Here is a 22,607-nt window from a genome sequence, read left to right as displayed (position 1 = left end):
TAATGTTAAAATTTGAATCAATCTGGCTTGGACTTTGCTTAATTATTTTAGCAGCAGTCACCGGAGTTCATTAAAGTTAAATAAGCGTATGAAAAAATATCAGTGCATAAAGATGACATTTTGAACTATTGTCGGATAATAAAAAGTCAATTTATAAGGTATAAGAATCACCTCTAACCATACAGTGAATCGCATGAATCATGTATAGCGATGAAATTATGTATGCTTTCACTACTGGTCAGTTAAATATTGGAAAGGAAAATGATAGGCGAAACAATGATTGCAGATATTTTAGAGAAATATGACCAGTTAACGGCTGCGCAAAAAGAAATTTTTGCAGGTTATGGCCTTCGTCAAGTTAAACATTTTGTCGAAATAAGTTTGCCTAATATCGAACCGGTTTTACCTGCAGGTGCGCATGTCCAGGGCATCAATTCAGAAGGTAAGGTACAGGCCATTAATGATGTGACCCAACAAACCTATCTGTGGATTTCAGACCTGCAATGGCAGGAACGTCCCATTGCCACATCAAATGTAGATTTAAAAGAAGACTTTTTAGCAGTCTGGAAAATATTTAATCTTCAGGCTTATGATTTAATTGATTTAAGCCACATCCATCGTGACTTTTTACAAAGTCAGCCTGTATAAGCAGCCTTTTAATTTGCAGACTTGATCAAGGGCTACCTGATTTCATGCGATATCATTGATGTAGCCCTAAAGTTTTATAAGGTTATCAAGCTCAAAGCTAAGTAAGTTCTTGTTGCTGCACTTCAATTTTCAATCTAAGCAATAACAGATTTATTTGCACGGCAATTTTTAACATACTGAAAAATTATGAACGTGCCTAAAGATTATCTAACGGTAACTGGAAACTCTGTTTAATAATCTGACTGGGTAAATCCGTTTTTACACTGGTTATGCCGTTTTTCTTGGTGAGATGCGCCGACTGAAATTTACGGTAACTTTCCAGATCGGGTACGACCACTTTCAGCATGGCATCACATTCCCCCAAAATAATATAGCATTCCATCACTTGAGGAAGTTCTTTCATCGCTTCAATAAAGCAGTCAATCGTCTCGGCATCCTGACCTACCAGCCAGATGCGTGAAAACAAAATCAGCTGCAAGCCAACTTTTTGCGGGTCTACCACTGTGGTGTAATTTTGAATTACGCCTGCTTCTTCCAGTAATTTCACCCGACGCAGACACGATGATGGCGACAGTCCAATTTCGCGGGCCAGATCGTTATTTTGCATACGGCCATTATTCTGCAAGGCACGAATGATATTTTTATCAATGCGATCCAGTTTCACTAAAACAGATTTGGAATATAGTTTCATACATTAGAATATAATTCGAAAGATAATCATAATTATAGAATATTTGAAATCCTATTTTGTACTATTTGTTCGATACTGATTTTCACTTTCAAGACATGGAAAGGGAAAAGAAAATGTCTGTATTGGTACTGTTTGCCTTAACGGTTATTCCGCTTATTTTCACCCCTGGACCAGATATGCTGTTTATCCTGTCTCAAGTGATGGGGAAAGATGCAAAAGCAGGCATGCTGGCAACTGTAGGGATTTGCCTGGGCTATTTGGTCCATTCTGTTTTGATGGCTTTGGGCATTGCAGCCCTTATAGTCTCGTTCCCGGTGTTATTTGAAAGCATTCGCTGGCTCGGGATCGCTTATCTATTGTTTCTGTCTGCGAGTTTGATTAAGTCGGTGTTCAGTCACAATAAATTCATTATCGAGAGAAAATCATCATCCAATCCCATTAAAAAAGGTTTCTTTACTGCGCTATTGAACCCCAAAGGTATGCTGATCTATTTTGCAATTTTACCGCAATTTATTGATAAAGCTGGGAACATGGTGAATCAGGGTTTAATTCTGTCTTTGATCTTTATTGGACTCATCTTTGTGGTATATGGCAGTTTGAGTGTGATTTTTGCCAAAGTGACCCAAAAAACCCATATTGATGAGCGTAAACAGAAATGGATTGATGGCGCTTCAGGCGGCTTGTTAATGCTGGCTGCAACCTGGCTGATCATGAACTGATAAATGTCAAACAAGTATGCTGTTATGGCATGCTTGCCTGTATGTAAGGGTATTTAGCCGTAATAAAGTAATTTGTTACATCTTTAACTTGAAAAAGAGGTCGATTTTAGGGCAGACAGACTGAAAAATTTAGCGGAATCTGTCTTAAATGACAATTCATTACTTTGGTTGTTCTGTCAGCAATGTGTGCCAGACCTACCAGAAACTGATCGAAAAGAAGTATTAAATCAGAACTTTTGATGAAGTTAATCAGATAAAAAAATAATAAAAATCAATGGTTAAAAAATAAATAAATATTCAGGAATTTCATCTTAATAAAAGTGTGTGAAAAAAATATGAACGCCAAGTTCAAGGAAAATGATGCTTTTTTACAGCTGTTTCGATAATTGTGACTTGACCCAAATGCCGTACACATTGCAAGATAGGGCACCTAAAAAAATTTAAGTGAAGAGTTATTATAACTTTTCTCAATATTTACATTTGCTAAAACAGCCGAGGATTACATGAAGGCTCTTGTTGCTGTAAAACGTGTGGTTGATGCCAACGTTAAAGTTCGCGTTAAACCGGACAACAGTGGTGTTGACTTAACAAACGTTAAAATGTCAATTAACCCATTCTGTGAAATCGCAGTGGAAGAAGCGGTTCGTTTAAAAGAAAAAGGAACTGTTTCAGAAATCGTTGTTGTTGCTATCGGTCCTAAAGAAGCGCAAGAACAAATCCGTTCTTCAATGGCACTTGGTGCTGACCGCGGTATCCTGGTTGAAGCTGATGACAGCCAGCTCGGTGCTTTGGAAGTGGCTAAAATCCTGAAAGGTGTTGTTGACGCTGAACAACCACAATTAATCCTTCTTGGTAAACAGGCCATTGATGACGACTCTAACCAGGTTGGTCAGATGCTTGGTGCTCTACTTGGCGCAGGTCAAGGTACATTCGCTTCTGAAGTGAAAGTTGAAGGCGACAAAGTACAAGTCACTCGTGAAATCGACGGTGGCCTACAAACTGTTGAACTTGCACTTCCAGCAATTATCACCACTGACTTACGTTTGAACGAGCCACGTTATGCAGCTCTGCCAAACATCATGAAAGCGCGTAAAAAACCGCTGGATATCAAGTCTCCTGCAGATTTCGGTGTAACTGCGACAACTAAACTGAAAACAGTGAAAGTTGAAGCTCCTGCTGAACGTAAAGCGGGCGTACAAGTGAAGTCTGTAGACGAGCTTGTAGAAAAATTGAAAAATGAAGCGAAAGTGATCTAATACAGAGGGATAAAAATCATGAGTATTTTAGTTATCGCTGAGCACGACAACAAAGCATTAAACGCTGCTACTTTAAACGTTGTTGCTGCGGCGCAAAAAATCGGTGGTGATATCACTGTATTGGTAGCTGGCTCGAACGCGCAAGCTGTTGCTGACCAGGCAGCTAAAGTTGCAGGTGTAAGCAAAGTATTACTTGCTGACGACGCTGCTTATGCAAACCAGTTGGCTGAAAATGTGGCTAAACTTGTTGCTGAATTGGGCAAAGGCTATACCCATATCCTTGCTGCTTCTACCACAACGGGTAAAAACATTCTGCCACGTGCAGCTGCGCTTCTTGATGTGAGCATGATCACTGACATTATCGCTGTTGAAGGTCCTAAAACTTTCAAACGTCCAATCTATGCAGGTAACGCAATTGCAACTGTAGAATCAGGTGAATCTATCGTTGTTGCGACTGTTCGTGGTACGGCATTTGATGCTGTAGCAAGTGAGGGTGGTGCGGCTAGCGTTGAAGCTGCTGCGTCTACTGGCGATGCGGGTCTTTCTAAATTCATCTCAGAAGAAATTGTGAAATCTGAACGTCCAGAATTAACCGCTGCACGCATCGTAGTTTCTGGTGGTCGTGGTGTGGGTTCAGGTGAAAACTATCACAAAATCCTGGATCCATTAGCGGATAAACTTGGCGCTGCTCAAGGTGCTTCACGTGCTGCAGTTGATGCCGGCTTCGTTCCTAACGACATGCAAGTCGGTCAAACGGGTAAAATCGTTGCGCCTGAGCTATACATCGCTGTTGGTATTTCTGGTGCAATCCAGCACTTGGCGGGTATGAAAGAGTCTAAAGTGATCGTTGCGATCAACAAAGATGAAGAAGCGCCAATTAACGCAGTAGCTGACTACTGGTTAGTAGGTGACTTGAACACTGTAGTTCCGGAATTGGTTTCTAAAATCTAATTCAGCACTACATGCTTCAAAAAACGCTCCGCAAGGAGCGTTTTTTTATGCCTAGCCTAGATGTTCGTAGCTCATCTATTTCTAGGGGGAGAATGTGGCTATTCTGACTCAATAGATAGCATTGTAGGTGCAGCAAACGAATGTACATCTTTTATGGTGGTACAAGGTGATACAGGTTTAATGTATTTGTGTAGCTAGGGGAGAGCCTGTATTTAATCGATTTATATTTTTGTTTAAAGGTAAAAAGACCATTTTAACTGAATAAGCTGCCTGAACATTTAGCAGCAAAATTTGCAGCTAGACACTGAATAAAATGAACGAAGTCACATAAAATCCCGATAAATGAAAGTGCCTAAAAAATAAACGATAAATTATAGAAAATTAACAAGATTAAGATAAGAGATATGGCACAAAAACAACAGAATTTATGCTATAATTTACGGCTGTATTTAGATTTTAACTCAGCTTATTTTGAGTTAATTTTTTGCTAGATTGATTATATAAAACGAACAGTCTGAACGGTTGTTTGTAATAAGGAGTATGCATGAGCGTATCGGAAATCCGACCGATTGCCATTGAGGATGAACTCAAAAGCTCATATCTCGACTATGCCATGAGTGTTATTGTTTCTCGTGCATTACCTGACGTGAGAGATGGCTTAAAGCCTGTTCATCGTCGTGTGCTTTTCGCTATGCACGAATTGGGCAATGACTACAATAAAGCATACAAAAAGTCAGCCCGTGTCGTCGGTGACGTGATCGGTAAATATCACCCACATGGTGACTCTGCTGTTTATGAAACCATTGTTCGTATGGCACAAGACTTCAGCCTGCGTTATCAACTGGTAGATGGTCAAGGTAACTTCGGTTCTGTTGATGGCGATAGTGCAGCAGCAATGCGTTATACCGAAGTGCGTATGCGTAAGCTGACCCATGAGCTTTTGGCCGATCTGGAAAAAGACACAGTCGAGTGGGAAGACAACTACGACGGTTCTGAACGCATTCCACAAGTCATGCCGACACGTGTTCCTAACTTGCTGATTAACGGTGTAACCGGTATTGCGGTAGGTATGGCGACCAATATGGCGCCACACAACATGACCGAAGTGATCAATGCATGTTTGGCCTATGCGGAAAACCCGAGTATTTCCATTGAAGGCTTGATGGAACATATCTCTGGTCCAGATTTCCCTACAGGCGGTATCATTTACGGTAAATCCGGCATTGTCGATGCTTACCGTACCGGTAAAGGTCGTCTTTATATTCGTGGTAAATATCACATTGAAGAAGATCAGAAGACTGGCCGTAACACCATCGTATTCACTGAAATTCCTTATCAGGTCAATAAAGCAAAAACCATTGAACGTATTGCTGAATTAGTCAAAGAGAAGAAACTGGAAGGGATTTCTGAGCTTCGTGACGAGTCGGACAAAGAAGGGATGCGTATCGCCATTGACCTGAAGCGTGGTGAAAACGCCGAAGTGATTGTCAATAACCTGTTCCTGAATACCCAGTTAGAAAATTCATTCAGCATCAACATGGTCTGCCTGGACAACGGCCAGCCGAAGTTGATGAACCTGAAAGACATCATTGCTGCGTTCATCCGTCACCGCCAAGAAGTGGTGACTCGCCGTACCATGTTTGAATTGCGTAAAGCGCGTGAACGTGGCCATATCCTGGAAGGCTTGACCGTTGCACTCGCAAACATCGATGCGATTATTGAAACCATCAAGACCTCTGCTAACCCGGGCGAAGCGCGCGAGCGTTTACAGGCGGGTGAATGGGCTGCGGGTGGCGTAGTTGCATTACTGGAAAAAGCGGGTTCGGTTTCTGTACGTCCTGATGAGATTGAAGGTGAAGATCCAAACCGTCGATTCGGTTTAGATGGTAATGTTTACCGTTTATCTCCAGCACAGGTTGGTGCAATTCTTGAACTACGTTTACACCGCTTAACTGGTCTGGAACAAGACAAGTTACATGCTGAATATTCTGAAATCCTGGGTCAAATTGCTGAATTAACTGCAATTCTGAACGATTTCAACTTATTGATGGCAGTGATTAAAGAAGAATTGGCTTTAATTCTGCAACAATATGGCGATGCGCGTCGTACCGCGATTGTTGAATCACGTATCGATTTCTCACGCGAAGATTTGATTCCTGAAGAGCAAGTAGTATTGACCGTTTCTAAAACCGGTTATGCGAAAACTCAACCACTTTCTGATTACGCTGCACAGCGTCGTGGTGGTCGTGGTAAGTCTGCAACTTCAATGAAAGAAGATGATTACATCCAGCATCTGATTGTGACTTCGAACCATGCAATGGTACTTTGCTTTACCGATGTCGGTAAAGTCTATCGTCTGAAAGTATTTGAAGTGCCGCAAGCGTCGCGTGGTGCTAAAGGTCGCCCAATGGTGAACCTGTTACCGCTTGATGCCAACGAAACCATTACTGCAATTCTTCCGGTGATTGATGCACCGAAGAAATTCAAAGAACGTCTGGCGGACTTCAAGGCATTTGTAAAAGCCAATGCGGCGAAACTGCAAGAAAATGAAATCATCAATTCACATTATGCTGAACTGGAAGCGGCACTTGCTGAACTTGAAGATGGTGCAGATGACTTGTCTGATGCATTACGTGTTCAATTGAAGCAATTGGGTGTTGAGCTTTCGGCAAGCGATCTGGATGATGAAATCATTGCTGACTTTGCGCAGCAAGCCGAAGCGGTACGTAAAAACTTCTATGTGTTCATGGCGACCGAATACGGTACGATCAAGCGTGTAGAACTTGAACAGTTCAGTAATGTCCGTTCAAACGGTTTACGTGCCATTGAACTCACTGGCGATGATACCTTGATTGGTGTTGCGATTACCGATGGCGAACAGCAAATCATGTTGTTCTCGAATGAAGGTAAAGCGATCCGTTTTGCTGAAACTGATGTGCGTTCAATGGGACGTTCAGCCAAAGGTGTACGCGGTATGCGTGTGACCATTGGTGCAGCGCAAGTTGAAGATGCCGAAGATGCCGATATCGAGTCTGATGATGAAGATAGTTCAGATTCAGCCTTAATCAGCCGTATCGTTTCATTGGTGGTTGTCCCTGAAACGGGTGAAGTGCTGTGTGCTTCTGAAAATGGTTACGGTAAGCGTACCCCGGTAGATGACTTCCCAACCAAGAAACGTGGCGGTAAGGGTGTGATTGCGATCAAGACCTCTGAACGTAACGGTCAGTTGGTGGGTGCAGTTGCGATTGATGCCTCTAAAGAACTGATGTTGATTTCTGATGGCGGTACACTAGTTCGTACCCGTGCTTCTGAAGTTGCTCAAACTGGTCGTAACGCACAAGGTGTACGTTTGATCCGTTTAGGTAATGACGAGTTACTTGTAGGCGTAGTTTCGGTTGAAGCTGTAGAAGAAGATGAGTTTATTGAAGCAGTGGAAGGCGAAGAAGTTGTTGCCTCTACAGCTTTAATTGATTCTGAAACTTTGGTGGATGATGAAACGATTGCTGATGAAGCTGATAATGAATCGGATTTAAGAGATTCTGAAGACTAAGTTTTGATATCAAAAAGAAGGGCGCTTAGGCGCTCTTTTTTTATAAAAGAAGATAATCTAATAAATATTAAAATGGTGGGGATATGGATCAAAAGACATTGGAACAAATAGCAGAGTTTATTTGTGGAACAGATGAAGAAATTTACCCTCAACGTAGGTCGAGTTCTCAACTAACTAGCTTCTTTTATCGAGTTGGATTGCCATTTAATCATGATGGTTCAACACGTGCTAAATGGGTATTTGAAAAATTAAATAGTTTAGATAAAAATCAATTAGCAGATGTTTTAAGAAGGTTAGCATCTCCTAAAGAGTATGGCGGGGACAAAGTTAAAATTACTAAAGCCCTGAATGTTCTTAATTCAATTTTGTATGTGGAAGGGTTTGAAATCTATTTAGATGAAATTTCTCCTAAGTTTAGAAAGATTCAAAGAGATTTTAATGAAAGCAAATTAGAAAAGGAAAGAGAACTAAAACCATTACCTGCACCTGATTTTCTTGCACTGGGTTTGGACGTAGGTGTAGGCGAAATTCTTCAAAATAGATGGAATGAAACTCAAAAATGTATAGAGTCAAAGGCATATTTAGCATCTATAATTTTAATGGGTAGTATTCTTGAGGGAGTACTCTTGGGTGTTTTTCAAAAAAATATGAAAGAAGGTAATCAAGCTAAGAATGCTCCAAAGGATAAGAATGACAAAATAAAAAATTTTGCTGAATGGAAGTTAGCAGAAATGATAGATGTAGCCCATCAGCTTGATTGGATAGGAATTGATGTTAAAAAATATTCACATTCTTTACGAGAGTTTCGAAATCTAATTCATCCCTATGAGCAAATGATGTATAGATTTAACCCAGATGAAGATACAACAAATATTTCTTGGTTGGTTGTACAAGCAGTTATTAATGACTTGGCAAATAAACTTAAGACATAAAAAAGGAAGCCGAAGCTTCCTTCTTTCGATTTATAAATTATGCTGCTTCTTTGATTTCAACAGCATAATTTTTTTGCTTTTCAGCATCGAACTGACCTTCCCATTTACTGATCACAAGAACAGCTAACGAGTTACCAATTACATTCAATACAGTACGAGCCATATCCAGAATACGGTCAATACCGGCAATAAATGCCAAGCCTTCAAGCGGAATACCCACACTACCCAAGGTTGCCAACAATACAACGAAAGATACGCCAGGCACACCGGCAATACCTTTAGAAGTAATCATCAAGGTTAACACCAGAATGATTTGCTGAGTCATGCTTAAATCAATACCGTAAAGCTGCGCAATAAAGATGGCTGCAATACTTTGATATAAGGTCGAACCATCCAGGTTAAATGAATAACCGATTGGAATCACAAAACTGGTAATGGATTTCGGTGCACCATAGGCTTCCATTTTTTCCATCAGGCGCGGTAATACTGTCTCGGAACTTGCAGTTGAATAAGACAGAATCAGCTCATCTTTTAGAATTTTAATAATTTCCCAAATACTGAAACCACAGAATTTGGCAACAAGTCCTAAAATCACAAAGATGAAGAAGAAAATAGCACCATAAACCAATAATGCCAATTTGACTAATGGGAGCAGTGAGCTAAAGCCGAAGTTCGCAACAGTCGCCGCAATCAGGCCAAATACACCGAAAGGTGCAAAAAGCATGATCATATGGGTGACTTTGAACATGGTTTCAGCAACCGCATGCAACACATCAATCAGCGGTTTCTTGGTTTCTTTCGCTAAAGACCCTAAACCAATACCGAAGATCACAGAGAAGAAGATGATTGGCAACATATGCCCATCAGTCAGTGATCCAAAAATATTAGACGGGATTAAAGATAAAACAGTATTGACCAGACCATGCGAGTGACTACTCACTTCCTGGGTGGTTTGCTGATATTTAGAGATATCGGTTTGGGTCAAACTCGACATGTCAATACCGGCACCTGGCTGGAATACGTTTGCAGCAACCAGGCCGACAATAATCGCAACCGTGGTAATAATTTCAAAATAAACAATAGTTTTGAAACCCAGTTTACCCAAGTTTTGACCATGACTTGCATTGGCAATACCTAAAATCAGCATTGAAAGTACAAGTGGAATGACAATCATCTTAATCAAATTAATAAAGATTGCGCCCAAAGGGCTCAGCAGATTATTAATCAGAGTTTCACGATATTCGGGAGAATAATGTAGAAAGGAGCCTACAAGCACACCTAAAATGAGCGCAATGACGATTTGCCAAGCAAGACTAATCTTAATCTTTTTCATGCTAAGCCCTTAAAATCAAATTTCAATAAAAAAGCTGCTATAACACTGTCGATCTCACATCGGCATGTTACGGGGAGCGTGGGAATGAATAATATAAAAAAAATTCATGAAATATGAACAGGGGGCTATTTTGCATCGATTAGTATATTCAATCTAACTTTTTTCTTCATAATTGATTCAAAAGATCAAAAAAAAATCAATTTTGGTATTAAAAATAACCAAATGGTAAAGTTTTATTTAATAATCTTATCAGTTCATAGCTAAAAGCTTACTTTTGCGCAGGTCTGATCAGGCGAAAATATGCCCAAACCAGACAAATGCCGGCAAAGGTGGCCAGATAAATCATTTTTGGAATGACCAGCTGGGTATGCACTCCCATCTGGTTCAATTGAATAAACATCTGTATGCCTTGAGTAGAAGGCAGCGCTTGGCCTAGCCACTGCATCCACACAGGCATTGCGGCATGCGGCCACGCCGTACCTGAAAGTAAGAACAGCGGAATAGAGGTAAATACAATCACGTGACCTGCACGTTCCGGCATATCCAGAAAAGAGGCAATCAGCATGCTGAGGCCAATCACGCAGCTCACAAAGATAGGGACCGCAATGAGCATGCCCCAGAAGTTACCACCCCTTGGATAGTCATTCAGCCAAAAAGTAAATCCAAATAAATATAAACAGCCCAGAAAACCAATGGTCAAAATGGCACTGAATAATGCCCAGAATTCGGTTCGACTCGGTGTCCAGTGCTTTTCACGATAAGTCGCAATTAACATGCACAAACCCAGCAAAATGGTTTGATGGATAATCAGTGGGGCAACGGCCGGGAAAATATAACTGCCATAGCCAGACAGGGTATTGAACAAGGGAATTTGATGGATCGACAGCGCCGGAGCAAATTCAGAAATATGCTGGAATTTTTCTGCTTGTTCAACCAGCGCATGTTCAACCGATGCTGCCAGTCCCAAACCGATCTTCTGGGTTTTTAAGAAATTGGCGGCACTTAAATATAAACCGATGCCACCCACTTCACCTCGACGCAGACTGCTAGATAAATTGTTCGGCAACAGTAAAATCCCATCTGCCTGTTGCAGCTTGATCATCTGCTCTGCTTCAGCAAAATTGCCAGTCACTGCACGGATTTCAACATTGGGGCTTTTAGCCACTTCACCAATAATCTTGGATGTCACCAGGCTTTGTTCTTCATCGACAATAATAATCGGTAAGGATTCGGCATGTTCTGCCTGATAGGCAGCCGGGTAGAAGAAACTGTATAAAAATACCGAGAGTACCAACGTGGTCAAGATTGAGCTATTTGAAGCAATATCTTTAAAGGTTTTTAAATAAAAGTGCAGAAAGTTTCTGAGTGTTTTCATGCCTGAACTCCCTTTAGATATTTTTTAAGGAAGAAGTAAGCAGTGCCCAGATAAATCAGGCAATACACGGCTAAAATTGCAAGTGGTAACAGTGAAATGGATACAGGACTGCCGATGACCCATTGTTCTGTCTGTAATTTGGCATAAGGGGTATAGGGAATAATATTCGACCAGAACTGGGTAAATAAGGGCGCATTGTTCAGCGGTAAAGTCACCCCGGCAAAACTTAAAGATGACCCGCCATACACGGCAATAAAACCAAAACTTTTAGCCAGATCACGTGTGGCTAAAACTACGCTGCTGCTGATCAAGGCATAAGCGCTATAGAGAAGAAATTGTCCTAATAAAATAGGCCAGAGCTGTCCCTGTATAAACCAGCCGCGAATTTCCACCAGCCAGAACATCCATAACCAGGTCCAAAAGCTGAAAATCAGCACATAGGTTATATTTTTGGAAAACAAAGCTAAGAAGACATTTTGCCCAGTTGTCCATATTTTTGTCGTGCCAAATTTCAACTCTTGTCCTACGGCAAAAGCCACGCAACAACACAACAATAAATGCAAAATCGCCGGAATCATGTACGGTTCTAAATAGAATTCATAACTTAGCCCGGGATTAAACAGCGGCGAAATTTTGATATTGGGCGTGGGGGCATTCAGATCAGGAATCTGGTTTTGCAAATAACTGTGTCCAGTAAAGTCGGCCAGTGCCTGCAAGGTGCTGATCAGCATGGCCGATGAAATGCTATTACCGACACTAAAATAACTTTGGTTATAGGCAATACTGATCTGGGCATCCTTGGCTTGTACCAAGCGTTGTTCGGCACCTTCTGGAATAGTGATATAACCCCAGATTTTATTTTGGTTGAGTAGCTGTTCAACCTGGTCCTGACTGCTGGAAATGGTACTGATGCTCAGGGTGTTGTTCTGACGGACATAGTATTCAATATTACGGCTCAGTTCACTGTGGTCCTGATCAATAATGGCAATCGGCAGATGGTTGGGTTTACCTTGAGCAAACATACTGGTGAACAGCACAATCATAAAGGCAGGTGCTAGAGTGACCAGACACAGGTCCCATTTATGCCGAAGCAAATAGCCGAATTCACGCAGTATGCCATGCAGCATAATTAGGACTCTTGCACTTTAAACAGTACGCTCATGCCGACTTTTAAATCCTGAATCGGCTGGGCAGGAGTAAGCTGCATCTTGAAACTGCGAATATCATAGCCACCGGTTTGGCGTGTGGTTTTAATGGTGGCGAATTCTCCCTCGGCATCAATCTTTTTGATCTTGAACAGAGCTTTTTTGTTTAATGCAGGAATAAAGCCTTCAATCGATTTGGCCTGATAGACCTGTGCATATTGATCTTCACGAATATTCAGGCTGACCCAGAGATCATCATCCTGAATAATACTGACGACTGGCACGCCCATCGCTACCAGTTCCGATACCTTGCCATAAGTTTTGGAGATGGTGCCATTGATCGGGGAAACCAGCTTGGTTTCAGCTTCCAGTGCATTGGCTTCTGCAACGGCTGCTTTGGCAATTTTCACCTGGGCATCTGCGGAGGATTTCTGTTCTGGCATGCTGCCACGTTTGGCACGTGCATATTGCTGATAAGATGCTTCGGTCATTTGTGCGGCAGATTGTGCAGCAGCATGCATTTCATCACGGCGTTGGCGTGAAATGACGCCTTCTTTAAACAGGTTGGCACCACGCTGATAGGTGGTTTGGGCCAGCTCTTGCTGGGCTTTCATGGCTTGCCAGTTGGCATATAAACTGTCGATATTTTCCTGTTGTGAACCGCGATCCGCTGTGGATTGCAAGGCTAAAGCAGATTGCAGGCTGGCCAGAGCCTGCTGCTTTTTAGCTTCAACTTCCGGACTAAACAAGCAGACCAGTGACTGACCTTTAAGTACTTTTTGTCCATCATGAATATATATTTCTTCAATGCGGCTCGGTACCTTAGTGCTGATATGGATGGTTTCGGCTTCAACCCGCCCTTGTAGCTCCACTTCCTTGGGCTGATAACTTTTCCATAACCCAAAGCCAATGAGGCCTAGAAGCAAGATCAGTATGATGATACCAACCATTTTAATGGTAGCTGAAGATTTTGAACCTGTATTTTCAGTGGTCGGCGCTTGCGCTTGTTCTGAATAACTGAAAAATCCATCATCTGTCTTACTTTGCTGTTCAGAGGCCGCTTGAGTGTCTTGTTGATGGCTTGGAGCTGAAGTAGGGGTAGAAGTTCCTTTTGATGAGGTATTTTCTACATCTTGATCAGGCTTGTTTTGATCTTGAGTCATGGTTTTCCCCATCAAAAATTAACGAATATAACTGGTATGGCTTTGACTGACATAGCTTTGAAACTGTTCAATCGAGCCATGGCTTTGTAGCAAAGTGGCCAGGGATATCACATATTTATAAGCATTTAGTGCCATCTCACTTTTGAGACCATTCAAACTATTTTGTGCATCAATCAGCTGGGTGGCCGTTCCCATATCTTCTTTAAAAGATAAAGTCTGAATACGCAGATTTTCCTGGGCAGCCTGGACATTCTGTTGCAGTAGTTGATGACTTTGCTGGGTGGAGGTCATTTCATTGTAAGAACTATAAATGATGTTTTCGACTTCCTGCTTGGTGCGTTCGGTCATCAGTTCAGAAGCATAACGTTGCAATTCTGCGGCCTGAACATTTTTGTTGTTATTCACGCCTGAAAACAGGTTGTAACGTGCCGCTACACCGACAATCCAGTTTTGCTTTTCATCCAGACTATATTCACCAAAGGCAAATACATTAGGTTTTTTCGCAGCACTTTGTACCTTGACGTTGGCATTAGCCAGCTGAGTGTCCATCTGCATTTTCTGGATCAGTGCAGATTGTTCCGGATAGCTTTTTAACAGCGTATTCAGGTTTTGATTTTGGCTAGAATTGATAAATAGGGGCGTGCTCAGTTCGGTAATCTGGCTGCGCTGTAACAGGTTATTAAGCTGAAACAGGCTTGATCTGAAATTGGCCGTTGCATTTTGCACACTACGCTCGGCATTATTCTTTGCCACTTCAAACTGCATACGTTGCCCTTTGCTGATAAAACCCTGATGTTCCAGCTTTAAGGCATTGCTGTAGTGGGTCTGCATGGCGTTGAAATTGGACTGGCTAGAGGCTAAAAGCTGCTTTTGCAGTTGCGTATTGACGTAAGCCTGAATCAGTTCAAAGCATTGTACATCTTGCTGTTGTTTGGTATTCAATTGACTACGTTGTGCCCTGAGATGAGCTATTTCCTTGGTACTGGAGGTCAGACCGCCGGTATATAAAGGCATTAACACTGAAACGGTAGGGCGGATCACCTGATCATCCAGTGCAACGGTTGACTCATCTGGAATTAATCCTACAGCATCATGTATAGGTTGTTTTAACCCTTCTTTTAGTGGGTCGGCAAAGCCACCCAAATTCAACTCATCAATTTTATTATTCACGCCATTGCTCAGGGACTGTTCTAAATTGTTTTTTAGAGCCCCAAGAGGGAGATCCACTTCATTATGAAAAGCATAAGCACGGACATTTAAATCCACCCGGGGCAGACCTAAACCCTTGACTGCTTCAGCTTGTAATTGTGCAGATTGTTGCAAAGCTTGATTGGCCTGTGTGCTATAGGAATCCTTTGAAATCGACTGTTCAGCCTGTGCATAACTGATGCTTTCGGCAAAGGCTGGGCAAGCAAAAAGCAGACTAGCCGTATAAAGGCCAACACAAAAATTTTGTTGTATGAGGAGTGCAATTTTTTTTGGTTGTGCATGTAAACGCAATAACATCACTCAGATTCTCAATTTCTTTGTAACAATTATATGGCATAGATTTAATTGTATGTCTAATCAATAAGTTGTTGTCTTGTTTAATATGCATTTGTATAGCAATCACGTGATTAGATCGCTAATGCGAAGATATGACAGTAGAATTTGAAAAGAGAAGTAATAAGATGCAGTTGCACTTTTAAACTATGTGCCAGGGTGTGCAAAAGGAGTTGCTAAAATCAATCTTTATTGAGATTTTGACTTTAAATGTCCGACAGCATTGAAATATTTTCAGGATAATTTACTGCAAGCAACGCCTATCTGTGGTTAAATGCCATCATTTTATTGTGTTTCACTTTGAAAGGAAAAATCATGCGCGCGTACAACTTCTGTGCTGGTCCTGCTGCATTACCTACTGCCGTTTTAGAAAAAGCTCAGGCTGAATTGCTTGATTGGCATGGCAAAGGCCTTTCGATCATGGAAATGAGTCACCGTAGCAGTGACTATGTGGCTGTGGCAGAAAAAGCAGAAGCAGATTTGCGCAAACTGATGAACATTCCTGAGAACTATAAAGTATTGTTCTTGCAAGGTGGTGCTTCGCTGCAATTCTCTGCTATTCCTTTAAACCTGTTGGGTAAAAACAACAAGGCTGATTATATTCATACCGGAATCTGGTCAGAAAAAGCGCTGAAAGAAGCAAAACGCTACGGCGACATTAATGTTGTTGAAGCGGGTACCAGCATTAACGGTAAATTGGCCATTTCAGAGCAAAGCAGCTGGAACTTGTCTGACGATGCGGCTTATGTCCATTATGCCGATAACGAAACTATTGGCGGCCTTCAGTTTGCGGGTATTCCTGAAACAGATAAACCACTGGTATGTGACTTTTCATCAAGCATTTTATCTGCGCCATTAGATGTATCCAAGTTTGGTTTAATCTACGCAGGTGCGCAAAAGAATATTGGTCCTGCCGGCTTAACTTTAGTCATTATTCGTGAAGATTTACTTGATCAGGCCAAACCTGAAATTCCAAGCATTTTAAAATATTCAGATCAGGCGAAAAACGGTTCTATGGTCAACACACCATCTACCTATGCCTGGTACCTGTCTGGCTTGGTGTTCGAGTGGTTACTTGAGAATGGCGGAGTCGATGCCATGCATCAGGTCAACCTTGAAAAAGCCAAATTACTGTATGGTTATATCGATGCTAGTGATTTCTATGCTAACCCGATTGCAGAAGCAAACCGTTCAATCATGAATGTACCATTTACCTTGGCAAAAGCTGAGCTTGAGAAGCAATTTTTGAAAGAAGCTGAAGCGAATCATCTGCTGAATCTGGCAGGTCACCGTTCAGTGGGTGGTATGCGTGCAAGTATTTACAATGCTGTACCATTAGAAGGCGTACAGGCTCTGGTTAACTTTATGGATGACTTTGCCAAACGCAATGCTTAATTGCTAAAGCTAAAAAGCCCATCACATGATGGGCTTTTTATTGGCTGAAATAAGCATGGTAAAAATAAGTGGTTAAAATAAGCTTAAAAAATAAAGTGATGCAAAATATAGGCAGACATAAACATACCTAAGATAAAGAACAGGCATGAAATGCCGTCTAACTGGAAGCGTTTAGTCAGTTGATGGCCAACTGTTTGTATATTTTCTTCTTGCACGATTTTCATGGAAATTCTATTCCGATTTATTTATCGTTAATTTATATTGCTTGTTTTTATTTTTATCATAAAAAATTGATTAAATAAAGTACTAAATAAAAATATGTAATTAAAATATTTATTTTATTGGCCAGAAGATCAGCTGGCTTGTCAGATGATTGCCACTACAGGGCTGTGTTGGATAGCAGGCATAAAAGTAAGGGCTAAAAATATAATAGCTGTGCTGTTTATTTAAAATAAAATTTTGAATTTAAAATTGTGGATAAGTTATTTTAATTTAAATTCAAAACCACCCATATAATGTTGGTTTGTGGATAAATTTTAATCACACTGTAGATAGAGATAATAAAAATCCAAGCAATAAAAAGCGGTACCATAGCATGGAGGGATAATTATGCTACGGTACCGCTGTTTATAAAGGATTATTTTTTAGTATAAATATTCACTTGAATCCATAAATTGCCACGAATGAATTGGCCAATTGTAAAGTCTTTATAAGCCGGATTCTTGGTGGCAATACGAATCAGGGTGGCTGCCTGATTTTCATCATGAATCAGGGCGACATCATAAAGCGTATAGTCCTGATCCATAAATGACATCGAGGTTTTCCCGACAATATTGCCCTGAAACCAGGCTTCATCTTCCTGTCCCATATTTTCGCCATACAGATAGGCCACCATTTTGGAAAAATCGACAGTCACCGGTTCTTTGTCATCTTCCGATTTGGGCTCCCAAGCATCAATCTGTTCCTGCAAATTGGCAGGTGCCACGCCGTTATTGGCGGCCAGAATGTCATTTAATGCACGGTGATGTTTGATGGAGGCCGGATCATCCACCACCAGCTGTTCATGATCTGAAACGGCTTCTAGTTCATAGGCCCAGGCATTGAGCTGCGCAAGATAGGGTTGATCTTTTTCATACTGGTCATGATTGACGCTATACAGTGTGTCAAAGGCATAGACAATGGTATTGGCTCCCAGATTCAAGCGCAGTACCGCCTGAGTGTTGGATTTACAGGTGATAATCCGTTCAATGGTGGCATTCACTTTGTAGGGACTTTCAAAACTTGGAAAGGCGGTTTTGACCGCTTGGGGCTTGTTGTTTTCAACAGCAATGACTTGGGTCATTTGCACGGTTGCCTGTTTAGGTCCTTGAATAAGCCAGGCTGACGCGTCCATATCCGCTTCTTCTTTACATAAACCCATTGGCATCACTGGTGCATCAAGTGCCAGGCCTAACCACTTGGGCACATCGGTACATGGGTGATCTGTAAGCAGATTCCAATGTTCGACATGACTGCCAAAGTTCTGGTCTTCAATGGTGATCAGTTCTGGTCTATTTTGATTTTTCATATTCACAATTGATGTTGGGCTGTATTTATCTATTAAATCGAGGGTTATTGTTAAATTTCAAGTCAAGGGACTAAATTTAACCATTAAAGTCGTTAAAATAAACTCAAAATCCTGTATCTGGATGCGATGAAGCCTGCAAGTGTGCCATGGAAAGCATGACCATGTGAGTTAAATCGAAAAACAGCAAATGAGCTGAATCAATTTAGCCATCCTCCTATCGTATGGAATTTGCTAAACTACAGGCTATTCTTTTTTGACTATGGATGTGGTGTGCTGCCATTTAAACTTTGGGTCGATGCCGATGCATTGCCTAAAATCCTGCGTGATGTAATCATTCGCGCTTCTGACCGTTATCAGCTGGAAGTGACTTTTGTCGCGAATCAAAATGTGGGGATTACCCCGTCAGTACGGATTAATTCCATTCAGGTGATGAGTGGGGCAGATGCTGCAGATAAAGAAATTATCGAGCGCATGAAAGAACATGATATTGTCATGACCCAGGATATTCCATTGGCTGCTCAAGTGATTGAAAAAGGTGGAATTGCTATTCATCCTCGCGGCGAGATTTATACCTCTGCCAACGTAAAAGCGCGTCTGCATTTACGTGATTTCATGGATTCATTACGCGGAGCAGGTGTCAATACGGGTGGTCCACCACCAATTTCTGAACGGGACAAGCGCGAATTTTCCAGTTCACTGGATCAAACCATTCAGAAACAGAAACGTAAAACAGTAGCCTAACTTGAGCTCCTCATGCCATCAAAAACCAATATCATGTCCACCTATGCCTTATTGGTATTTATCTGGGCAACCACGCCACTGGCAATTGTCTGGAGTGTTTCGGACTTGCATAGTTTGTTGGCGTTGGCACTGCGCTTTTTTATTGCACTGCCTTTAGCATTGGGCCTGTTGGTCATCCTTAAAGTCAGATTACCTTTGAATGGAATCTCCCTACATAGCTATGTCGCAGGTGCCTGCAGTTTTATTGGTTCACAAATTTTTACCTATTTAGCCACAGCCTATTTAAGTTCAGGCATTATTGCCTTGATGTTCGGTCTGGCTCCGATTATGACCGGATTGATTGGCCGTTTTGCTTTTAATGTTCATTTGCATCGCTTGCAGTGGCTGGGGATGTGCATTGCAGTATTGGGGCTGGGGATTATCTGTCTGGGTGGCAGTGACCATCACGTCCAGCCAATGGGCATAGGACTGATGTTGATCAGTGTTTTTGTATATTGCGCATCCATTTTCTGGGTCAAAAAAGTCAATGCACCGCTGAAACCCATGGCTCAAGCAACGGGCTCCATTCTGGTCTCTAGCCTGTTTGCATTGTGCATGCTGCCGTTGATCTGGCAGCATGCGCCAGATCATATTCCGAATACCAAGGCATTGATTGGTTTGTTTTATGCAGTGATTATGGCTTCACTGCTGGCCATGTTTTGTTATTTTAAACTGGTACAGAATATTAAGGCGACGACCTTATCGTTGACTACGGTGCTGACACCCATGTTGGCCATGTTGTTTGGAGCGATGCTGAATAATGAAAAATTATCGGTGATGGTTTTTGTTGGCGCCTTTATTTTATTGTTTGGCCTGTTTGTTTATTTTTATCGTGATCTTAAGGCGAGCCAGAATCTCGCCATCAAGATCAAGTCCAGCAGTTAAATCTCTAATCTTTATTTTTGCTGAGGTTGACACACTCGGCAAGTTTTACCCGGTCTTGTGGATGTAAGGTAATGAAATAAGCACCAGTACGGAACTTGCCATTATCTTCTGTACGGCTATAGACTACCTGAGCGGTTGCGGCAATATGGAAGAAATTTTCAGGGTGGCTCAAGGTCACATGCACATAAGTGCCTTCCTGAATAGGGTGCTCGCTAAAAAAACTGAAACCGGTTTCGGAAAAATTGACATGTTCCGGGATTGGTAACATGGATTGTACAATTGCATCGTATAAAGAGCCGGTAATAAGGTTTAATTTTTGGTTGAATAAGGATAATATTCTAGCAATTTGTTGATCTTTTTCATTTAATTGTTCTAATTCGTAGTTTACAGCATGATCAAATTGATCTAATTCTGCGAGTAGTAGAAAATAGCGGGGCAGCACAAAGTTAGGATCATAAGGGTCATTAAGTGCGACATCATCAGAGATAATCTGATAATTAATTCGCAAAGCAGCATCGATACGAGACATAACGCGGCGTTCCATATTGCCGCTTTGATGCTGTAAATTTTCCATAATTATTCCTCGGACTAAATGGTATGTTTAAACCAATCTCGCTGTACATCGGGTTGAGATATACTCGTGCACGGCGTAGCAACCACTTTATTTCTTTTATTGCTTTGGTGTCTATGATCGGTCTCACCTTAGGTGTGGCCGTGTTAATTACAGTCTTGTCTGTAATGAATGGCTTTGACCGCGAGCTGAAAAACCGTGTATTGGGAATGATACCTCAAGCTACTGTTTCTTCAACACAAATATTAACAAATTGGCCAGAACTTGCAAAGAAAGTTGAACAGCATGAGCATGTCAAAGGTGTAGCGCCATTTACCCAGTTACAGGGCATGCTGACAGCACAGGGGCAAGTGGCCGGAATTATGGTCACGGGCATCGAACCTGAATATGAAAAGAAAGTGTCAATTATCCAGAATCACATGATTGCGGGGAGTATTGATAGCCTGAAAAAAGGTGAATTTGGCATTGTTTTGGGTAAACAAATGACCGATTCACTGGGCTTGGGATTAAACGACAATATTACTTTAGTCCTTCCAGAAGCTACACCGTCGCCTGCAGGGGTGGTGCCTCGTTTCAAGCGTTTCAAGATTGTCGGTATTTTCAGTATTGGGGCAGAAGTGGATTCCATGATGGGCTATATCGCCCTGAATGATGCTTCAACTTTATTGCGTTTGCCGGACGGTGCTCAAGGTGTGCGTTTAAAACTGGATGATATTTTTCTTGCCCCAGAAGTGGCGGATGATATTGTCAAAGATCTGCCAAACAATTTCTATGCATCGAACTGGACCTTTACCCACGGTAATTTGTTTAGCGCCATTCAGATGGAAAAAGCCATGGTCAGCTTGCTACTGTTCCTGATTGTACTGGTGGCAGTATTTAATATTGTGTCCTCACTGGTGATGGTCGTCACCGACAAGAAATCTGATATTGCCATTTTGCGTACATTGGGAGCTTCACCTGCAACCATCACGCGGATTTTTATGGTACAGGGTACTATTATTGGTGTGATCGGGACTGTTTCCGGTGCCATTCTCGGGATTATCTTTGCTTCAAGTATCAGTGGCTTTATCGGCTGGTTGAATACCGCATTTGGTTTGAACCTGTTTGATGCCTATTTTATTAATTACTTGCCGTCTTATTTGCGTTGGCAAGATGTCGTGGTGATTGTGAGCCTGTCACTTATTTTAAGTTTCCTTGCCACGATTTATCCGGCACTGCGTGCTGCAAAAACCCAACCGGCAGAGGCTTTACGTTATGAGTAATCTTGTCCTCGAAGCGAAAAATATCTCGAAAAGTTTTACCGATGGCAAAACCACAGTTGAAGTGATTAAAAACTTGTCCCTGCAGGTCAAAAAAGGCGAGTTTGTGTCGATTGTCGGTTCCAGTGGTTCCGGTAAAAGTACCTTGTTACATGTGTTGGGGGGGCTGGACTGTCCAACAGAAGGACAGGTGTTTTTAAATGGCAAGCGCTTTGATAATTTAGGTGAAGCTGAACGGGGCTATTTACGTAACCAGCATTTAGGTTTTGTCTATCAGTTCCATCATCTGTTGCCTGAATTTACTGCATTGGAAAATGTCGCCATGCCGCTGATGCTGCGTGCAGGAACGACCTATAAACAGTCTAAAGAACAGGCTGAATACTTGCTCAATCGGGTTGGACTGTCACATCGCATGACGCATAAACCGGGTGAGCTGTCTGGTGGTGAACGTCAGCGTGTAGCCTTGGCACGTGCACTGGTGGCAAAGCCGGAACTGATGCTGGCGGATGAACCGACGGGGAATTTGGACCGTAAAACGGCAGTAAAAATTTTTGAACTGCTCAGTGAGTTACGTGATGAGTTCAATATGGCGATGCTGATTGTGACGCATGATGAACAGTTGGCCCAGACTGCCGATTCGATTTTGCATATGCAAGACGGTGTCTGGATTGATGATTAAGGGTTGGTTGATATTTCATAAAAGGTCTGCGTTGTAAGCTCCAATTAAACAATGAGATGTAAACAGCGTAAAAAATACTCCTTGTCGCAAACATAGACGAAGTATCAATCCACCCTAGACACTGATCGACAAATTTAAAAAACAATTGAAGCTCACTGCGGTGGGC

At 41.8% G+C, this 22,607-nt stretch carries 20 protein-coding genes; 11 read left to right on the top strand and 9 right to left on the bottom strand.

The window, feature by feature from the left end:
- The first annotated feature begins 261 nt into the window (after positions 1 to 261).
- Complete coding sequence (locus tag B9T38_RS07580; RefSeq protein WP_171263202.1) at positions 262 to 648, top strand: hypothetical protein; 387 nt, start codon at positions 262 to 264, stop codon at positions 646 to 648.
- A gap of 196 nt (positions 649 to 844) precedes the next feature.
- On the opposite strand, the gene B9T38_RS07575 is transcribed toward B9T38_RS07580, so the two are convergent.
- Positions 845 to 1,339: an Lrp/AsnC family transcriptional regulator gene (locus B9T38_RS07575; RefSeq protein ID WP_086196216.1), complete on the bottom strand. Its 495-nt coding sequence runs from the start codon at positions 1,337 to 1,339 to the stop codon at positions 845 to 847.
- A 113-nt stretch (positions 1,340 to 1,452) separates the two neighbouring features.
- Here B9T38_RS07575 and B9T38_RS07570 point away from each other — a divergent pair, with 113 nt between their 5' ends.
- The 5 genes from B9T38_RS07570 to B9T38_RS07550 all read left to right on the top strand — a co-directional run bounded on the left by B9T38_RS07570 (position 1,453) and on the right by B9T38_RS07550 (position 8,747).
- Positions 1,453 to 2,058, top strand: a complete 606-nt coding sequence (locus B9T38_RS07570; RefSeq protein ID WP_086196215.1) for a LysE family translocator — start codon at positions 1,453 to 1,455, stop codon at positions 2,056 to 2,058.
- Positions 2,059 to 2,561: 503 nt separating this feature from the next.
- The gene (locus tag B9T38_RS07565) at positions 2,562 to 3,314 is read left to right on the top strand and encodes an electron transfer flavoprotein subunit beta/FixA family protein (protein WP_086196214.1); all 753 of its coding nucleotides are present in this window, start codon (positions 2,562 to 2,564) and stop codon (positions 3,312 to 3,314) included.
- Positions 3,315 to 3,332: 18 nt separating this feature from the next.
- Positions 3,333 to 4,265 carry an electron transfer flavoprotein subunit alpha/FixB family protein gene (locus B9T38_RS07560; RefSeq protein WP_086196213.1) on the top strand — a complete coding sequence of 311 codons (933 nt, stop codon included), beginning with the start codon at positions 3,333 to 3,335 and terminating at the stop codon, positions 4,263 to 4,265.
- A gap of 544 nt (positions 4,266 to 4,809) precedes the next feature.
- Positions 4,810 to 7,815 (top strand): DNA gyrase subunit A, encoded by a 3,006-nt coding sequence (gene gyrA, locus B9T38_RS07555; RefSeq protein ID WP_086196212.1) that lies wholly within the window; start codon positions 4,810 to 4,812, stop codon positions 7,813 to 7,815.
- A gap of 83 nt (positions 7,816 to 7,898) precedes the next feature.
- A complete protein-coding gene (locus tag B9T38_RS07550; RefSeq protein ID WP_086196211.1) occupies positions 7,899 to 8,747 on the top strand; it encodes a hypothetical protein in 849 nt (282 codons plus the stop codon).
- A gap of 37 nt (positions 8,748 to 8,784) precedes the next feature.
- Here the strand turns inward: B9T38_RS07550 and gltP are convergent, their stop codons facing one another.
- The 5 genes from gltP to B9T38_RS07525 all read right to left on the bottom strand — a co-directional run bounded on the left by gltP (position 8,785) and on the right by B9T38_RS07525 (position 15,269).
- Positions 8,785 to 10,080, bottom strand: coding sequence for a glutamate/aspartate:proton symporter GltP (gltP, locus tag B9T38_RS07545; protein ID WP_086196210.1), 1,296 nt, complete (start codon positions 10,078 to 10,080; stop codon positions 8,785 to 8,787).
- A 268-nt stretch (positions 10,081 to 10,348) separates the two neighbouring features.
- A complete protein-coding gene (locus tag B9T38_RS07540) occupies positions 10,349 to 11,455 on the bottom strand; it encodes an ABC transporter permease (protein WP_086196209.1) in 1,107 nt (368 codons plus the stop codon).
- The gene (locus tag B9T38_RS07535) at positions 11,452 to 12,582 is read right to left on the bottom strand and encodes an ABC transporter permease (protein ID WP_086196208.1); all 1,131 of its coding nucleotides are present in this window, start codon (positions 12,580 to 12,582) and stop codon (positions 11,452 to 11,454) included. The genes B9T38_RS07540 and B9T38_RS07535 overlap by 4 nt, the downstream gene beginning before the upstream one ends.
- A 2-nt stretch (positions 12,583 to 12,584) precedes the next feature.
- Positions 12,585 to 13,763 (bottom strand): HlyD family secretion protein, encoded by a 1,179-nt coding sequence (locus tag B9T38_RS07530; protein WP_086196207.1) that lies wholly within the window; start codon positions 13,761 to 13,763, stop codon positions 12,585 to 12,587.
- A gap of 18 nt (positions 13,764 to 13,781) precedes the next feature.
- The gene (locus B9T38_RS07525) at positions 13,782 to 15,269 is read right to left on the bottom strand and encodes a TolC family protein (RefSeq protein ID WP_086196206.1); all 1,488 of its coding nucleotides are present in this window, start codon (positions 15,267 to 15,269) and stop codon (positions 13,782 to 13,784) included.
- Between the two features lie 351 nt (positions 15,270 to 15,620).
- On the opposite strand from B9T38_RS07525, the gene serC reads away from it, so the two are divergent.
- Positions 15,621 to 16,700 (top strand): 3-phosphoserine/phosphohydroxythreonine transaminase, encoded by a 1,080-nt coding sequence (gene serC / locus B9T38_RS07520; protein ID WP_086196205.1) that lies wholly within the window; start codon positions 15,621 to 15,623, stop codon positions 16,698 to 16,700.
- 83 nt (positions 16,701 to 16,783) lie between these two features.
- On the opposite strand, the gene B9T38_RS16760 is transcribed toward serC, so the two are convergent.
- Both B9T38_RS16760 and B9T38_RS07515 read right to left on the bottom strand, forming a co-directional pair.
- Positions 16,784 to 16,924, bottom strand: coding sequence for a hypothetical protein (locus B9T38_RS16760; RefSeq protein WP_171263201.1), 141 nt, complete (start codon positions 16,922 to 16,924; stop codon positions 16,784 to 16,786).
- A 413-nt stretch (positions 16,925 to 17,337) separates the two neighbouring features.
- On the bottom strand, positions 17,338 to 18,267 hold the full coding sequence (locus B9T38_RS07515) for a hypothetical protein (protein WP_086196204.1): 930 nt from the start codon (positions 18,265 to 18,267) through the stop codon (positions 17,338 to 17,340).
- 270 nt (positions 18,268 to 18,537) lie between these two features.
- On the opposite strand from B9T38_RS07515, the gene B9T38_RS07510 reads away from it, so the two are divergent.
- Together B9T38_RS07510 and B9T38_RS07505 are read left to right on the top strand one after the other, a co-directional pair.
- On the top strand, positions 18,538 to 19,008 hold the full coding sequence (locus B9T38_RS07510) for a YaiI/YqxD family protein (protein ID WP_086196203.1): 471 nt from the start codon (positions 18,538 to 18,540) through the stop codon (positions 19,006 to 19,008).
- A gap of 12 nt (positions 19,009 to 19,020) precedes the next feature.
- The gene (locus B9T38_RS07505; RefSeq protein ID WP_086196202.1) at positions 19,021 to 19,932 is read left to right on the top strand and encodes a DMT family transporter; all 912 of its coding nucleotides are present in this window, start codon (positions 19,021 to 19,023) and stop codon (positions 19,930 to 19,932) included.
- Positions 19,933 to 19,936: 4 nt separating this feature from the next.
- Here the strand turns inward: B9T38_RS07505 and B9T38_RS07500 are convergent, their stop codons facing one another.
- Positions 19,937 to 20,506 (bottom strand): PilZ domain-containing protein, encoded by a 570-nt coding sequence (locus B9T38_RS07500; protein WP_086196201.1) that lies wholly within the window; start codon positions 20,504 to 20,506, stop codon positions 19,937 to 19,939.
- Positions 20,507 to 20,529: 23 nt separating this feature from the next.
- On the opposite strand from B9T38_RS07500, the gene B9T38_RS07495 reads away from it, so the two are divergent.
- On the top strand, positions 20,530 to 21,765 hold the full coding sequence (locus B9T38_RS07495) for a lipoprotein-releasing ABC transporter permease subunit (protein ID WP_086196200.1): 1,236 nt from the start codon (positions 20,530 to 20,532) through the stop codon (positions 21,763 to 21,765).
- On the top strand, positions 21,758 to 22,441 hold the full coding sequence (gene lolD / locus B9T38_RS07490) for a lipoprotein-releasing ABC transporter ATP-binding protein LolD (RefSeq protein WP_086196199.1): 684 nt from the start codon (positions 21,758 to 21,760) through the stop codon (positions 22,439 to 22,441). The genes B9T38_RS07495 and lolD overlap by 8 nt, the downstream gene beginning before the upstream one ends.
- Positions 22,442 to 22,607 lie beyond the last annotated feature (166 nt).

The organism is Acinetobacter sp. ANC 4218, from assembly GCF_002135245.1.
Lineage (GTDB): Bacteria > Pseudomonadota > Gammaproteobacteria > Pseudomonadales > Moraxellaceae > Acinetobacter.
The sequence above is the reverse complement of the archived record's forward strand: the minus strand, read 5'-3'. Positions and strand labels throughout refer to the sequence as shown.

Coding starts and splice junctions, on each gene's coding strand:
- B9T38_RS07535 (WP_086196208.1), bottom strand. CDS start 12,582: ATGCTGCATGGCATACTGCGTGAATTCGGCTATTTGCTTCGGCATAAA.
- B9T38_RS07570 (WP_086196215.1), top strand. CDS start 1,453: ATGTCTGTATTGGTACTGTTTGCCTTAACGGTTATTCCGCTTATTTTC.
- B9T38_RS07505 (WP_086196202.1), top strand. CDS start 19,021: ATGCCATCAAAAACCAATATCATGTCCACCTATGCCTTATTGGTATTT.
- B9T38_RS07495 (WP_086196200.1), top strand. CDS start 20,530: ATGTTTAAACCAATCTCGCTGTACATCGGGTTGAGATATACTCGTGCA.
- B9T38_RS07525 (WP_086196206.1), bottom strand. CDS start 15,269: ATGTTATTGCGTTTACATGCACAACCAAAAAAAATTGCACTCCTCATA.
- B9T38_RS07515 (WP_086196204.1), bottom strand. CDS start 18,267: ATGAAAAATCAAAATAGACCAGAACTGATCACCATTGAAGACCAGAAC.
- B9T38_RS07530 (WP_086196207.1), bottom strand. CDS start 13,763: ATGACTCAAGATCAAAACAAGCCTGATCAAGATGTAGAAAATACCTCA.
- B9T38_RS07565 (WP_086196214.1), top strand. CDS start 2,562: ATGAAGGCTCTTGTTGCTGTAAAACGTGTGGTTGATGCCAACGTTAAA.
- lolD (WP_086196199.1), top strand. CDS start 21,758: ATGAGTAATCTTGTCCTCGAAGCGAAAAATATCTCGAAAAGTTTTACC.
- B9T38_RS16760 (WP_171263201.1), bottom strand. CDS start 16,924: ATGAAAATCGTGCAAGAAGAAAATATACAAACAGTTGGCCATCAACTG.
- B9T38_RS07580 (WP_171263202.1), top strand. CDS start 262: ATGATAGGCGAAACAATGATTGCAGATATTTTAGAGAAATATGACCAG.
- B9T38_RS07550 (WP_086196211.1), top strand. CDS start 7,899: ATGGATCAAAAGACATTGGAACAAATAGCAGAGTTTATTTGTGGAACA.
- B9T38_RS07500 (WP_086196201.1), bottom strand. CDS start 20,506: ATGGAAAATTTACAGCATCAAAGCGGCAATATGGAACGCCGCGTTATG.
- B9T38_RS07560 (WP_086196213.1), top strand. CDS start 3,333: ATGAGTATTTTAGTTATCGCTGAGCACGACAACAAAGCATTAAACGCT.
- gyrA (WP_086196212.1), top strand. CDS start 4,810: ATGAGCGTATCGGAAATCCGACCGATTGCCATTGAGGATGAACTCAAA.
- B9T38_RS07540 (WP_086196209.1), bottom strand. CDS start 11,455: ATGAAAACACTCAGAAACTTTCTGCACTTTTATTTAAAAACCTTTAAA.
- gltP (WP_086196210.1), bottom strand. CDS start 10,080: ATGAAAAAGATTAAGATTAGTCTTGCTTGGCAAATCGTCATTGCGCTC.
- serC (WP_086196205.1), top strand. CDS start 15,621: ATGCGCGCGTACAACTTCTGTGCTGGTCCTGCTGCATTACCTACTGCC.
- B9T38_RS07575 (WP_086196216.1), bottom strand. CDS start 1,339: ATGAAACTATATTCCAAATCTGTTTTAGTGAAACTGGATCGCATTGAT.